The organism is Pseudoalteromonas sp. APM04 (assembly GCF_022809815.1).
In the GTDB taxonomy this organism is placed as follows: domain Bacteria; phylum Pseudomonadota; class Gammaproteobacteria; order Enterobacterales; family Alteromonadaceae; genus Pseudoalteromonas; species Pseudoalteromonas marina.
Genome location: NZ_CP094441.1, coordinates 2382572 through 2397702, shown reverse-complemented (window position 1 = coordinate 2397702; position 15131 = coordinate 2382572). Strand labels below are relative to the sequence as shown.

At 36.9% G+C, this 15131-nt stretch carries 10 protein-coding genes; 6 read left to right on the top strand and 4 right to left on the bottom strand.

Going from position 1 to position 15131, the window contains the following annotated elements; all coding sequences use genetic code 11:
- Window positions 1–5 precede the first annotated feature (5 nt).
- Entirely contained in the window at window positions 6–503 is a 498-nt protein-coding gene (locus tag MTP24_RS11110; RefSeq protein ID WP_243531208.1) for a hypothetical protein, read from the bottom strand.
- Window positions 504–825: 322 nt separating this feature from the next.
- Here MTP24_RS11110 and MTP24_RS11105 point away from each other — a divergent pair, with 322 nt between their 5' ends.
- The gene (locus MTP24_RS11105; protein ID WP_243531206.1) at window positions 826–2961 is read left to right on the top strand and encodes a DNA methyltransferase; all 2136 of its coding nucleotides are present in this window, start codon (window positions 826–828) and stop codon (window positions 2959–2961) included.
- A complete protein-coding gene (locus MTP24_RS11100) occupies window positions 2962–5574 on the top strand; it encodes a DEAD/DEAH box helicase family protein (RefSeq protein ID WP_243531204.1) in 2613 nt (870 codons plus the stop codon). It begins immediately after the preceding gene.
- Between the two features lie 83 nt (window positions 5575–5657).
- Here the strand turns inward: MTP24_RS11100 and MTP24_RS11095 are convergent, their stop codons facing one another.
- Window positions 5658–7046, bottom strand: coding sequence for a hypothetical protein (locus tag MTP24_RS11095; protein ID WP_243531202.1), 1389 nt, complete (start codon window positions 7044–7046; stop codon window positions 5658–5660).
- A 203-nt stretch (window positions 7047–7249) separates the two neighbouring features.
- On the opposite strand from MTP24_RS11095, the gene miaE reads away from it, so the two are divergent.
- From miaE to MTP24_RS11080, 3 genes are all read left to right on the top strand, one after another.
- On the top strand, window positions 7250–7903 hold the full coding sequence (gene miaE / locus MTP24_RS11090) for a tRNA isopentenyl-2-thiomethyl-A-37 hydroxylase MiaE (protein ID WP_279388983.1): 654 nt from the start codon (window positions 7250–7252) through the stop codon (window positions 7901–7903).
- 163 nt (window positions 7904–8066) lie between these two features.
- The gene (locus MTP24_RS11085) at window positions 8067–10292 is read left to right on the top strand and encodes an EAL domain-containing protein (protein ID WP_243531200.1); all 2226 of its coding nucleotides are present in this window, start codon (window positions 8067–8069) and stop codon (window positions 10290–10292) included.
- Entirely contained in the window at window positions 10279–12192 is a 1914-nt protein-coding gene (locus MTP24_RS11080; RefSeq protein ID WP_243531198.1) for a HAMP domain-containing sensor histidine kinase, read from the top strand. The genes MTP24_RS11085 and MTP24_RS11080 overlap by 14 nt, the downstream gene beginning before the upstream one ends.
- Before the next feature lie 103 nt (window positions 12193–12295).
- Here the strand turns inward: MTP24_RS11080 and MTP24_RS11075 are convergent, their stop codons facing one another.
- Both MTP24_RS11075 and MTP24_RS11070 read right to left on the bottom strand, forming a co-directional pair.
- Window positions 12296–13033 (bottom strand): UDP-2,3-diacylglucosamine diphosphatase, encoded by a 738-nt coding sequence (locus MTP24_RS11075; protein ID WP_243531197.1) that lies wholly within the window; start codon window positions 13031–13033, stop codon window positions 12296–12298.
- A gap of 89 nt (window positions 13034–13122) precedes the next feature.
- Window positions 13123–13614: a peptidylprolyl isomerase gene (locus MTP24_RS11070; protein ID WP_008128620.1), complete on the bottom strand. Its 492-nt coding sequence runs from the start codon at window positions 13612–13614 to the stop codon at window positions 13123–13125.
- A gap of 132 nt (window positions 13615–13746) precedes the next feature.
- Between MTP24_RS11070 and cysS the strand changes: the two genes are divergently transcribed.
- The gene (gene cysS / locus MTP24_RS11065) at window positions 13747–15126 is read left to right on the top strand and encodes a cysteine--tRNA ligase (protein WP_008128618.1); all 1380 of its coding nucleotides are present in this window, start codon (window positions 13747–13749) and stop codon (window positions 15124–15126) included.
- The last annotated feature ends 5 nt before the right edge of the window (window positions 15127–15131 follow it).

The window sequence follows — 15131 nt, the reverse complement described above, 5'->3', positions numbered from 1 at the left end:
ATCACCTACTGCTTTGGACGAAATGACATAAGACTTTGTATAACGCGATTCTCCTTGTCTATTTGAATACGTGATTTTGCCGTTGTTATACAATTGAGTGGAGTAATGGCTACTTCCGCAACAATGTATGTGCCAATTGGGTTTATAGTGGCTCGAATGCGTTTACTTTTGAAAAACTCCATAGCTAGTAGTGCTATATCCGAAGGGTACTTAATAAACTCGTGATGCCTTTGGAGTATTTCAGCAGCACTTTTCAACCCCTGAGTATTTACTGGCTCCTCCTTAAAGCTGCCAGTAAATACTTTTTTTGTTTCTGAGGGGGTTAGCTCTATCTCACTGCAATCAGTAACAGTAAATTTTTGGATAAATTGAGGTTGCTTGAGGATAACTTTTAATTTATCGGTCGATTGAATTTGATAGCAAGGTAACTCCTCATTGTTCAAGCTTTTAACACTTAGTACTTCAAAGTTAAAAGCTAATGTAGTCATGTTTTGATTTTCCATATCATTTCCCTTTATCCTTTCGTTATAACATTGATTATATCACACAGAACCGAAATGGATTTTGTATCATTATGAAATTAAAGAATAAAATTATAGATTTGAGAAAAGCTTATATTTATATGAAGAATTTATTAAAAAAACTGTTTAATAAAAACACTGATAAATAAAGCTAGTTTTTACTTTAAAGAAGCTTGTTATCTAGCTAGTTTTTAGCAAAAAAGGTATGCTATGGTGATTTTTTTGGCACTTCATTTTTTCATTTGTGTCATTTATAACTATTCAATTTACCCTAGAGGTAACGTGATGATAAAAAGGAGAAGATGTGTCACGTCTTACTGATTTAATAGCACAAACTAAAGCAAAAGACCCTCAGATGGGAGCTGATCTAGAAAGGGAGTTTAAGGCATTATCTTCTCGCCGTTCATTTGGATTGAATTTTGAGCGCCATCGCCCTGAAACTATAGAGCTACCCAACCGGCCAGTGCGGAAAGGTGATAAAGTTCGAATTCTCCCCTTAAGAGGTGAGACAAAGAAAAGTGATCAAAAACTTTGGCTGGTAAAAAATATTGTCAAAAAATCTGAACAATGGATTGCTAATTTAGTTGAACTCAATTCTACTGAGCCAGAGAATAAAAAGGTAACGATTGAGAATCTTGTTGTTGTTACCGAATTTAGGGATAAAATATATCCTGGGCTTATAAGCACTGGTCAAGTTGAACGCAGTGAAGCAAAGCCTTTCCACAGTGTAATTAATGGCGAAAATTATCATGTTCTAAAAGCACTTACTTATACTCACCGTGGTAAGTTTGATGCGATATACATAGATCCTCCTTATAACTCTGGAGCTAAGGATTGGAAATATAACAATGATTACGTCGAATCAGACGACTTATATCGCCATTCCAAATGGCTTGCTTTCATGGAGCGCAGATTAAAAATAGCGAGAGAATTATTAAATCCTAAAGCTTCAGCGTTAATTTTAACTATCGATGAAAAAGAGTACTTAAGGATAGGCCTTTTACTTGAACAGATATTTCCTGAGGCAAATATACAAATGATTTCATCATTAATAAATGCTAAGGGTATTATTAGAGCAAATGAGTTTTCTAGGACAAATGAGTTTATTTTCTTTGTATTACTTGGCGAACAGCAGATTTGTCCCGAAATTATCTCAGATAATTCTAGAAAAGTTAGATGGGCGAGTTTAAGGAGAACTGATTTGGAGTCGGCAAGAGGAACAAAGAAAGGAGGCCCAGAGCAGTTCTATCCTATATATGTTGACAGGAAAACATGCAAAATAGTGAAGATCGGCTCACCACTTAAACCTCACGAGGATAGAAATACAGTTGCTTCAATAGATGGATGTGACACTATATTCCCTATTAGAGAAAAAGGGGGTATCGAAATGAACTGGGGTTTAACGATCCCAACTCTTAAAGAAAGGTTGTCTAAGGGTTACGTGAAAGCAGTTCGTTCTGGTAAGAAAAATATAAAAACAACTATTTATTATTTAACAAGCGGACCAATTGAAGAAATAGAAAGTGGTGCCTTGCTAGTGACAGGTCAAGGAGAAGACGGCTCTGTAGAATTGGCCTATTCAGAGGGGAAGGCTTCAATGCCGACTACTCAATGGAATAGAGACTCTCATAATGCACAATCTCATGGCAGCAATTTAGTAAAGACCCTCCTCCCTGATAGAGCATTTCCATTTCCAAAGTCCTTATATGCCGTTGAAGATGCGCTGCGGATTGTTGTAAAAAATAATCCTAGTGCAAATGTTTTAGATTTTTTTGCAGGATCGGGCACTACTGCTCATGCTGTAATGCGTCTTAATAAACAAGATTCAGGGAAACGAATATCTATATCAGTAACAAACAATGAAGTGGCTGCACAAGAACAATTAGAGATGCTCAGCAAGGGGTTTAGACCTGGAGATAGTGAATGGGAAGCTTTAGGTATTTGTGAATACATAACAAAGCCGAGAGTGAAAGCTGCTATTACAGGTGTAAACTCTGATGGGCGGAAAATAACTGATGGATATAACTCGGGTTCTTATAAATTTATAGATGAATTTCCAATCTCAGAAGGTTTTGAGCAAAACGTTGAGTTTTTCACCTTAACCTATGAATCCCCTTTAATAGTTTCTCATAATCTTGCTTTTGAACGTATTGCTCCAATTCTTTGGTTAAGAGCCGGTAGCATAGGGAAAAGAATAGAAATTATTCCAAATGAGGGATGGGCAGTCGTTGAGGCTTATGGTGTACTTATAGATCTTGATAAAACTAGTGAGTTCATTATAAAGGTTAAAAATACTGTTACTTGTAAATTTGCCTATATAGTAACTAATGATGATAGACGTTTTCAGTCTGTAGCGCGTGTTTTACCTGATGGAGTTGAAGCAGTTCGCCTTTACGAGTCTTATCTAAATAATTTTCAGTTTGCAAATGGAGAACAATAAGTGAAGTTTACATTAAAGGATTACCAAACTGAGGCTGTTGCTTCCGTAATTAAAAATTTGCATAAAGCTAAAAAACGTTGGCATGAAGATAATGATACCAACGCTTTCTCACTTACTGCTACAACTGGAGCAGGTAAAACAGTTATGGCAGCTGCTGTTTTCGAGGCGCTTTTTTATGGTGAAGATGACTTTGATATTGAACCAGATCCTACAGCAACCGTTATTTGGTTTAGTGATGACCCCTCACTAAATGAGCAAACTCGTTTTAGATTATTAGAAGCCTCAGACAAACTGAACTATAGTGATTTAGTGGTAGTAGAAAATACATTTAGTTCTGAATGCTTTGAACCAGGTAAAATCTATTTTTTAAACACACAGAAGTTAAGTAAAAAAAGTTTACTTGTTCGTGGTTATGATCCTGATGCAGAGGAAGCAAAAAGCGGACAGGCAGATTTGCTTTCTCAAGCAAGGCCTGATTTGCGCTCACATACTGTTTGGGAAGTACTAAAAAACACCATTGATAATCCTGATTCAACTCTTTATCTGGTACTCGATGAAGCACACAGAGGAATGGGGTCAACTGCGTCTGATGCCAGTAAAAAGTCAACAATCGTTAAACGTTTGATAAATGGTGCTGGTTCGGTACCTCCTATACCAATTGTTTGGGGAATTTCAGCAACAGTCGAGCGGTTCGATCAGGCAATGAAAATTGCAAAAGGCCGCGATACTATTGCAAATGTTGTAGTTGATTCTAAACGAGTACAAGAGTCGGGTTTATTGAAAGATGATATTGTACTTGAGATACCTCATGACACGGGGCAATTTGATACCGTGCTACTTCGGAGAGGGGTTGAAAAATTACGTGAATCGACTGAGGCTTGGCAAACATATTGTGAGGCTGAAGGATTAAAACCAATAGTTCCGCTTATGGTTCTTCAGGTACCTAATAAGCCAAATTTTGATGATCTTGGTAAAGCACTAGATACCCTTTTTGAAGCTTGGCCTGATTTAAAAAGCAGCAATATTGCACATGTATTTGGTGAACGAACGAATTTAAAACTTGGTAATCACACTGTTTTTCACACGGAGCCTCAACGCGTGCATGATGAGCAAGAAATAAAAGTACTTCTTGCTAAAGATGCGATTTCTACGGGCTGGGATTGTCCGAGGGCTGAGGTTATGGTTTCTTTTAGACCAGCTAAAGATAAAACTCATATTACTCAGTTGCTTGGTCGAATGGTTCGCACCCCATTAGCTAGAAGAATACCAGGGAATGAGCGGCTTAATGCTGTTCACTGTTTACTTCCTTTTTATGATAAAGAAAACGTGAAGGCTGTTGCTGAAGCGCTAATGCATGGTGGAGGGACAGAAACAGAACCAACTCTAGGTGGTCGAAGAGTATTGATAAACCCTGCTACTCTTGAGCCTAACCCTTTAATTAAAGAAGATGTATGGGCTTCTTTTACTGCGCTTCCATCTCAATTATTACCTCAACATATGTCTAAACCAGTTAAAAGGCTAACGGCGTTAGCGCATGAACTTGCTCAAGATAACCTGTTATCTGACGCCGGTAAAAAAGCGCATACTGAAATGCATAAAGTGCTTAATGCTGCTTTGGTACGTTTTAAGGATGAAATAAATACCGCTCGTAAAGATGTTATGACAGTAGAAGGCGTTAGTCTGCGAGCAGGTCTAGGCGATAAAAAAATGTCGTTTGATCAATTTGTAGAAGAAGCTGATTTTGTAGTTATCGAGGATACATATAAAAAGGCTGCTAGGGTTCTGAGCCCAGATTTATCGCGTACGTATGCTGAGCATCTTGCCGATAATAATGACGATGCTTTTAGTCGAGAAGAAGCCCTATTAGAATCTCATATTGAGATTGCTGCTTTAAGTCTTGTTCGTGACGTTGCTGAATATCTAAATAAAGAAGCAGATGATTTAACTACTAAATGGCTAAATGAATATAGAGTTGAAATTAAAAATTTGAGTGATGAACGTCAAGACTCTTATAGACAAATAAGAGAAATGAGTAAAGAACCTCAAGACATTGATATTCTAAAACCTAGAACGTGGATGCATCATACTAAGGCTTTAGAGGCAGACGGTAGTGAATCCATTTTACCGACTTATTCAAACCATTTAATGAGCGATAGTGAAGGTTTATTTCCTGTTGAATTAAATCAATGGGAATTGAAAGTACTTGAAACCGAGATCAGTCGTTCTGGTTTTGATTCTTGGTATCGAAACCCTGAAAGAGCAAGCCAAGACAGTTTAGCCATTGCATATATTGAGGCTGAGGAGTACAAACTACTTCGACCCGACTTTATATTCTTTGTGCGAAAAGCTGACGGAAGCGTTGCTGTAGATATCGTAGATCCACATGGTATTCATTTAAGTGATGCATTGCCAAAATTACGTGGATTAGCTGAATATGCTGAAAATCATAAAAGTATGTTTAGACGAATTGAGTCTATTGCTGATCCAAATAATAAAGGTCAATTCAGACTATTAGATTTAACTAACTCTAAAGTTAGAGAAGCTATATTTGTAGCGACAGATGCTAAGCTACTTTTTAACAGTGACGTCGCAGAGAACTATCAAACGAGTTAGCTGAAATACATATCGCACTAAGTGCGGTAATACACTAAAAATGACTATCTGTTAGTGATTTACCGCACTTAGTGAGCACCCATCTAATTAGCAAGTTTTACCTTTTTGCCATTTTGTAGAAGTAAATTTTGTTCAATTAAGGATTGGATCACCTTATAGTGAGAGCCAGGCTCTTCTTGGTGCATTTTTCGAAATATAGCGCGATTCTTAGTCATCTTATTTGCTAACACACTTTTCATTATCCAGTCATCAGCACACTCCTTTGAAGCAACAGATAATGCTTCGTCTGTTATACTTTCGCTTCTATGCATTTTGTTTTTGGGAACTTTACAAGCATTAATACTGTTCAAAAAAAGTCTAAGTGCAAATAAGATATCATGAACTTCTACAATGCCTGTCTCGGCTCCTAAAACGAATGATGTACGTTTAATATGTTCCCCACCTCGCGCATATATTGCTCCAAGTCGAGGATGATTTAAGTATTCATTCTCATCAAAAAGATCATCAAGAAGTCTTAAAGCATTTGATGCGGCCTCTGACATGACAACTTGATTTGTTTCACTTAGCATTTTTTGGCATCTAGTGATAACATCTTCACCTATTTCTTTGCTAATTGAGTGATTTTTCGCATGTCGCTCAACCTCGCCAGGTGGGAAAAATGTAAACCTTCCAAGTAATCCTGAATGAATATTTCTTTCATTTAAAATGAAAGCTAATTCAGATGGAGTGGAGTAACCAGAGAATCCTAGAAATGGCTTCAGCATTGTGCTGTTTTCTGCTCCTAATTCCCTCTTCAAGTTACCTGGTAACGTAGCTGAGCTTGTTGTGTTTAACTCCATTAATAATGTCAGCATTGATTGCGTAAACTCAGATGATTTTTTACTTAACATCCCAGAGAATAGGCTTTGAACTTCGTCAACCATGTAAAGCACTTTTCCACTTTCAAATAAATCAAGGTAAATAGACTTATCTGAGCGTGGTGCAGAGTAAATAAATTCACCAAGGCCAAGTTTAGACAGCAACAGTTTTGTGTAGTCAATCTGTTCACCTTTACCAGCTGATGAAGAAGCAATTCCAATTAGGAATAAACTCATTTGCTTGCCGTCGCCATTAAGCCTAGAACCACATAATAGTGATAGTACATTTAATGCGACCATAGGACGTAGCTCTCGTATTGGGCGGTGCTCCCAATTGTCTAAGTCTTTACAAATTGCTCCAGCTAGCCCTGGCGGGTTAGATAATGACACATTTCGATATTCAGGCAGAATTTCAAAAATCCTTTCTTCTATATCATTAGTGTCATTAAGTGCCTGACTCGCAGAGAGGGGGGTAGCTTTTTTTGCTATGACTGAATTCTTCTGTCCATTGCTGTAATCAACTTTCTTTGACTTATCTGGATTAGAAGTCTCAGTTGCTTCGGTTGCAATATCTGTTTTTGCAAACAGGTTTTTCAGTTTTTTAATTAAACTCATAAATACTCCATATTTGAAAGATTTAAATCGAAAGTCCATTTCGATAGAAAGAATCTTAGCGGATTCGAAGAAAATGGGACCTGAAAAAATAAATTTATTTTCAAACATGGATATGTATTCGAGTCATTGCCTTTAGCTTCCAACTGCTCTGAATTATTTTTAATATTATTTATTTTTCATTAAAAACAGATAGTTAATAATATGTGCTCATATATACATTTTGTGAGTTAAAAGCCGCTCAGTCAGCAATGTTTTTAATTCGTAAGTATGCAGTAGATAAAGAAAGCGGTGATGCACTTTTAGCTTGGCTTAAACCATTCGAAACACTTATTTATAAACGTGAAGGTAACTGGCGTGATTTAGCAGCAAAAAACAAGCTTACTAAATCAATCATTCCCAAGTCTAACTCTCCTTACGGGCAAGACTTAATTGATAAAATGGTGTTGCTCATAAAAGAAGAGTTACATCACTTTTACCAAGTTTTAGAAATAATGGATGAGTATGGTGTAGAGTACCAAAGTATTACACCATGTCGTTACGCTAAAGGGATGTTACGAAATGTAAAAACATTCGAGCCAAATGCACTTGTCGACAAATTAATTGTAGGTGCTTACATTGAGGCACGCTCGTGTGAGCGTTTTGCAAAGTTGGCGCCCCATGTAGATAAACGTCTAGGTGATTTTTATATTTCGCTACTGCGCTCAGAGGCACGTCATTATCAAGATTATCTAGCCTTGGCGCAAGAAATTGCCGATTTCGATATTACGCAAAGGGTTAAGGAATTTGGTGAAATTGAAGCTGAACTTATTGTATCAGCAGATGAAGACTTCAAATTTCATAGTGGCACTCCAACATAATCCCCCACGTGCTTTATTTTTTGCGTAACTGATGAGATAAAGCACTAAAAATTAGACCAAACTTAAATGGCCTTATACTATATATAAAGTAAATAGTTACATACAAATTTATGAACTATATCTATTAAATTTAGTTGTATATTTTTTATATAGGCGGCGTAGGATGTCCGATAGCAACAGTTTGTTTGTATTTGATGAGGAGCGTGAAGAAGACAGCTCAACAATAAAAAAAATAAAAGTGCTCACTGTTGAGGACGATATAAATTATCAGCTTGCTCTAACCAATAGCTTAAAAGAAATGAGACCAGAGGATAATTGTGAAATAGAAGTTCTCACAGCTAACTCGGTTTCACAAGCAGCTTTAGTGCTCAGTTTACATCCAGATATAGCGCTCACTTTTATAGATGTTGTAATGGAAGATGATGACTCAGGTCTCAGGCTTGTAAGTACTATAAGAGAGGTGATTGGTAACGCAGACATGCGTATTGTTTTACTTACAGGTCAACCAGGCTTTGCTCCCGAACAGCAAATAATGAAAACGCTTGATATAGACGAATATTGGAATAAATCAGACGTCTCTGCTGAAAAATTACAATCTATTGTTACAAGCAACTTACGCACCTGGAAATACATTTCACAAATATCTTCAGCCAGAAAAGGTCTTCAACTTGTTTTAGATGCTTCAAGAAGCATAAACAGTAAACACGATATGGGATCTTTCTCTAAAGCTGTTTTAGAAGAAATCAGTAATATTTTAAATGTCACTGAGGGAGGAGGGATTATGTGCTCTACTCAAAGTGATGGCGAAATTATTAGAGCGCATATTTCGACAGCTAATGGTTGTTTTGATGGGTATGAGGGAAAGCTTATTGACGATAGGGTTTTGCTTCCACAAATTTACAGTGATTTTGAGCGAGCCTTGGACGAAAAAAGGCACATTTTTTCTGAGCACCACACGGTATTTTATTTTTGTAATAAAGAAATAGCTGGGGAAAGCTATATAACGATTGTTCAATCGGACAATAAAATATCTGAACAAAATGAATACTTATTAAAAGTATTTAGTGAAAATGTAAGCGCAGGCTTCAGTAATATAGCACTGCTTAACAAGCTTACTGAACTTGCATATACCGATGTGTCGTTAAACATGCACAATCGTAACTGGCTCACTCGTGAAATAAAAAATATGAACCTGCACGAGCAGTACCAAACACGTTTATTAGTTTTTGAAGTTGAGCAATTTGAAGAAAAAGCTTTTTCGTTTGGCCACGATTTTTGTCAAAAGCTATTAAAAGAAGTTTATAAAAATTTAATGACTATTTTTGATGGTTATTCAGCGCGTATTGCCATTATTAATAACAGCAGCTTTGGATTACTTATAAACGCAAACTTTGATATAACTGACGAAATGATAGCTAGCCTAAAAAGGCAAAAATGTATAATTACCTCGGTAAAACAATATGCTGATTTGAGAATTCTTGATTTAGAGCTAAGTTCTGTCTTAAATATTGTACCCGAAAAAATAATAAGCATTGCTGAATCTAGCTTAAGTGATAGCCAAACCGCATCTTTAAAATATATAAAGCATACCCAAGAAAAAACAGAAGCATTAACTAACCGATATAGTTTAATGGCCCGATTAAGAAGAGTAATTGGTGCTGGTACTTTACAAATAGCCTTACAACCGAAAATGGAGTTAGCAACTTTAACACCTGTCGGTTTTGAAGCTTTGGCTCGCTGGCAGTTAGAAGACGGTAGTTTTGTAAGCCCAGAGATATTTATTGAACTTGCTGAAACAGCAGGTTTAATTAGTGAATTAGACAGCGTTATTTTCGATAAGATAATTTCGACTATTCATAAGTTAAGTGATATGGGCGTAAATTTGCCTATTGCTTTTAATGCGTCGGCTTTTGATTTGGTTGACTCTGACTACTGCAAAAAAATCCTTCATAAGTTAAAAGATGCCAATATACCTCCAGAAATGCTTGAGCTAGAGATTACTGAGACCCAAGCGATCAGTAATTACGACTTAATTAGAGAGTCGTTAGATGAATTTATGGCGCTGGGTATTAAAGTAAGCATTGATGACTTTGGAACAGGTTATTCATCTATTTCACACATAACTGAGATACCTGCAAATATTTTAAAAATAGACAGATGTTTTTTAACTGATATTGAGCGCAATGCTAATAACCAATACATCCTAGAAATGATTGTAAACTTAGCCAGACGATTTAATTTTTCTATTATTGTTGAGGGTGTAGAAACACTAGAGCAGTGTGAATGGGTTAAAAAAATAGGCTGTGATGTGGCCCAAGGTTATTACTTTTCAAAACCACTGTTTTTTGACGATTTAACAACATGGTTAAAGCAATATGGAAAAGTTTGATCATAGACTTTCTGTTAGTTTAAATAATAAACAGCTATATATTAAAGCATTGTTTATTTTGGTTGCTGCTGGCGTTATTAGTTTTTTAGTATATTGGCAAATTTACCAATCAAGGCTTGCGCTTGTTCAAGATTATCAAGACGACAAACTATCTCTAGTGCAGACAGAGTTTGTAAAAGAGCTAAGTAGTATAAAAAAACTAACACAAGTTTTAGCAGACAACAAAAACCTAAAAAGGGGCAATAAGCTCAGGTATATGTTTAGAGACCGAGAATCCATACGAAGCATAAATGATTACTTCGTTAATTTTGGGTTATTATCGCCTATCATTTCGCAAATTCGGTGGATTGATATTACCGGGAACGAACGTTTTAGAGTTGACTTTAAAAACGGTGAGGCAAAAGTTGTTAAGCAAAAAGAGCTCCAAAACAAAATGTCGCGCTATTACTTTAGGCAAGGTATATCGATAGAGGCACCTGATTCGTTTTTATCAAGAATTGATTTAAACATGGAGTATGGTTCAATAGTTGAGCCATACGAACCCACCATTAGAGTTACTTATCGAACTAGCTCAAGCGAATTTATAGTTGATGGCCTCATTATAATTAATTTTAACTTATCTGACTTTTTTCAGAAAATTAGAAATTACTCTTCTGAAAACGCTCAAATTAATATTGTAAACAAAGATGGGTATTGGATTTTTAACAATGATAAGTCTAAAGAGTGGGGGTTTATGCTTGGATTGCCAGAGCTAACAATTGCTAATTATAACCCATCACTCTGGGAGTCTATGCAAAACCAACAAGAAAATACAGTAAGATATTTTGATTCAAACATTTATTCGTTAGACAAGCTGCCCGCACTTTTTTCAAAAAGGCATAATGAAACCCTTAATGAAGTCATTTATATTTACATCAAAAGTAAAGATAAGTTGATGAATAAAATACACTTTACGGCACTAGGTTATGCTGGTACTAGCGGTATTATTCTTTTGTTTATTGGTGGCTTTATTTTATATAGAGAGTATTGTTATACAAAAACGCTAAAAGATTTATTTGACCAGTTACGCACTGAAAAGGTGGAGCTGGACTCTGTTAATAATCAACTTTCAAACACCATTAGGCAGCAGCAACTTTTGCAGGACAGCTTTGTTGAAGCGCAAAAACTATCTTCATTAGGTATGCTTGTTGCGGGTGTAGCTCATGAGATGAATACGCCTATAGGCGGTGCTATTATTTCTGTTACTAATGCAGAGTCGGTGATGAGCCGCCTCAATGAAGGTATAAAAACTGGCTTAACAAAGTCTTTGCTAGAGAACAGCGTATCAAGCTTAGATGATAATTTAGGCTTAGCCAGAGTAAATCTAGATAAAGCTGCTGTGCTTGTAAAAAGCTTTAAAAAAATGGCTATAGATAGAAATAATGAAGAGTTTATTGAATGTAATATTGAAACAATAATAAAAGAGTTGTTGATTACGCTGAACTCTCGATTAAAAACCTCAAAGGTTAAAATTAAAACCCTGTTTAATGATAGCTGCACGCTTAAAAGTCGCCCTGGGATTATTTCACAGGTTATTGAAAACCTAATAATGAATGCGCTTAACCACGCTTTTGAAGAAAATCAATCTGGTGAGATTGAAATTAAGGTTGAGGAAAGTGATAAGGGAGATATAAATATTAGCGTATCAGATAGCGGATGCGGGATCAATCAGCAGCAGCAATCTGTTATTTTTGAGCCCTTTCATACATCAGCGCGCGGTAAAGGGAACATAGGGCTTGGGCTTTATATGGTTTCTCAATGGGTTACCAAAATTTTAAAAGGGCAATTGGTTTTAGAGTCTGATCCTCAATGGGAGGATAAATTTAAAACTCGATTTACAATTACGTTGCCTAAAAATTAAGTGAGTACCCACATTTAACTTTTAACGTATTACTTAAATGCTATATAGGGCCTTAAAGGGACTACACTTATGGATTGAGGCTCTAAAAATGGCTTTATATAGCTCATTTAAATGGTGTGTTTATTAGCCTTTGTTCTTGAGGTGTTACAATTAAGTAGGAGCCTTGTTCGTACCAGTCACCTAAAACAATGCGTGTAAGCGTTTGTCCATTTAGTGAGTATGTATGAATATTTGGTCGGTGCGTATGACCATGGATCATGTTAACAACTTTGTGCCTCTTAAATGTCGAAAGGACAGCATCATCAACAACGTCTAAAATTTCTATCGGTTTATCTGCTTGGCTAAGCTTACTTTTTTCACGGGCATTGCGAGCTATTTTTTTTCGGTACCATAATGGCATGGCAAGCATTAATTTTGGCCACCACCAACCGCGGCTTTTTTTACGAAATTTTTGATACTCAATATCCTGGGTACACATTTCATCCCCATGTAAAATAACAGTGGGTGTGCCGTAAAGGTCTATAACAGTTTGCTCATCTAACAGTGTCATACCTGCTAAATTTGCATAGTGTTTTCGCAGGATAAAGTCGCGATTACCATGAATAAAATAGACGGGAATACCTGAATCACTTATTGCTTTAAGCTTTGTAGCTACACTGCGCGCAAGTTCAGTGACGTAGTCATCACCTACCCATACTTCAAAAAAGTCACCTAAGATGTAAAGCGCATCAACGTCTTGATTCAAAATGTTAGATTCTAAAAACTTAAAAAAAGCAGCGCTAATATCAGGTCTGTTTTCAGTTAAATGTAAATCAGCGATAAAATACGTTTTTTTAGTCATAGGGATATCTTTTCGATAAAAATAAAGCGGGCGCATGCATGTTGCAATGACACCCGCTGATACTCCACGTTATGTGGGTAAGCGAACTATTAGTTAACAGTAACGCTTTCGATGATCACGTCTTCAAGAGGAACATCTTGGTGAAAACCATTGCTACCAGTAGCTACACCTTTAATTTTTTCTACAATGTCCATGCCTTCAACTACTTCAGCAAACACACAGTAACCCCAGCCTTGAGATGTTTCGCTGCTGTGGTTTAAAAAATCGTTGTTGTTAACATTAATAAAAAACTGTGCTGTAGCAGAGTGTGGATCTGGTGTGCGTGCCATAGCTAAAGTACCTACTTTATTAGACAGGCCGTTGTTAGCTTCGTTTTGAATAGGGTCGTTAACGTCTTTTTGCTCCATACCTGAAACAAAGCCACCACCTTGAACCATAAAGCCATCAATTACACGGTGAAAAATTGTACCGTTGTAAAAACCTGCGTTTGCATACTCTAAAAAGTTTTTTACTGTGTTTGGAGCTTCTTGCTCAAACATTTTAATGGTGATGTCACCAAAGTTTGTGTGTAGAACAACCATGTGCTTTCCTATATCTGGTTTAAATAGTCGCACTATTTTATCTTAGTTAGCTAAGATTAACAAAGCGCTAGAGCCCATGCTTTTCAAGTGGTAACATACATTTTCTTGATAATAGTGAAGGACACCAACTAAATGGTACAAATATACAACACACTCACGCGACAAAAAGAACAATTTAAACCTATGGTCGATGGTAAAATCGACATGTATGTGTGTGGTATCACCATTTACGATTACTGTCATATCGGTCATGCGCGTACATTTGTTGGCTTTGACGTCATTGTTCGCTACCTTCGCCATATTGGTTACAATTTAAAATATGTACGTAATATTACCGACGTTGACGACAAAATTATTAAACGTGCAAATGAAAATAAAGAGTCAATAAACGATTTAACACTGCGCATGACCAAAGCCATGCATGAAGATTTTGATAGCCTAAACATGTTACGCCCGGATGTAGAACCAACAGTGACAGGGCACATGGGTGAAATTATTGAAATGGTTGAGCGTTTAATAGCTAAAGGGCATGCGTATGTAGCAGCTGATGGTGACGTGTTATTTGATGTTTCAACGTTTGAGCAATACGGTGCGCTCTCTCAGCAAGATTTAACCATGCTTCAGTCAGGGGCACGTGTTGAAGTGGCACAAGATAAAGACGACCCACTGGACTTCGTTTTATGGAAAAAAGCCAAAGCTGGTGAGCCTTCATGGTCATCTCCATGGGGAGAAGGGCGCCCAGGTTGGCATATTGAATGTTCAGCTATGAGCTCAAAGCACTTAGGTGAACATTTTGATATTCATGGTGGGGGGTCTGATTTACAGTTTCCGCACCATGAAAATGAAATTGCGCAGTCATGCTGTGCCAATAATGGTGAGTATGTAAATACGTGGATCCACACTGGCATGGTACAAGTAAATAAAGAAAAAATGTCTAAATCGTTAGATAATTTTTTTACTGTTCGCGATGTGCTAAAAGAGTACGACCCTGAGTCGGTTCGTTACTTTTTAATATCAGGCCATTACCGCAGCCAACTTAATTACTCGCAAGAAAACTTAGACCAAGCACGTTCATCGCTAGAGCGTATTTATACTGCTTTACGTGACGTTAAACCCATCGAGTGTGAGCTTGAGAGTAACGAGTTCGTGATTAAATTTAGAAAAGCAATGGATGATGATTTTAATACTCCAGAGGCTTTACCTGTTTTATTTGAGCTGGCAAAAGAGCTAAACCGCGTAAAAGAAAGCGATGCAATACAGGCGGGTCAACTTGCGTTTATATTACGTACTATTGGCGAAGTATTAGGCGTTGCACAACAAGCGCCTGAGGCTTTTTTACAAGGCGGGCAAGATGATAATGAAGTTGCAACGATTGAAGCCTTAATAGTAAAACGTAATGAAGCACGTGCGAGTAAAGACTGGGCTGCTGCTGATGAAGCACGTGATGCGCTTAATGCATTAGGTGTAATACTTGAAGATTCAGCCGGTAAAACAACGTGGCGTAAGGCTTAAAATTA

Bases quoted from the DNA above. Each gene is read 5' to 3' on its own strand.
- MTP24_RS11080 (WP_243531198.1), top strand. From the start codon at position 10,279: ATGGAAAAGTTTGATCATAGACTTTCTGTTAGTTTAAATAATAAACAG.
- MTP24_RS11075 (WP_243531197.1), bottom strand. From the start codon at position 13,033: ATGACTAAAAAAACGTATTTTATCGCTGATTTACATTTAACTGAAAAC.
- cysS (WP_008128618.1), top strand. From the start codon at position 13,747: ATGGTACAAATATACAACACACTCACGCGACAAAAAGAACAATTTAAA.
- MTP24_RS11085 (WP_243531200.1), top strand. From the start codon at position 8,067: ATGTCCGATAGCAACAGTTTGTTTGTATTTGATGAGGAGCGTGAAGAA.
- MTP24_RS11110 (WP_243531208.1), bottom strand. From the start codon at position 503: ATGGAAAATCAAAACATGACTACATTAGCTTTTAACTTTGAAGTACTA.
- MTP24_RS11070 (WP_008128620.1), bottom strand. From the start codon at position 13,614: ATGGTTGTTCTACACACAAACTTTGGTGACATCACCATTAAAATGTTT.
- MTP24_RS11095 (WP_243531202.1), bottom strand. From the start codon at position 7,046: ATGAGTTTAATTAAAAAACTGAAAAACCTGTTTGCAAAAACAGATATT.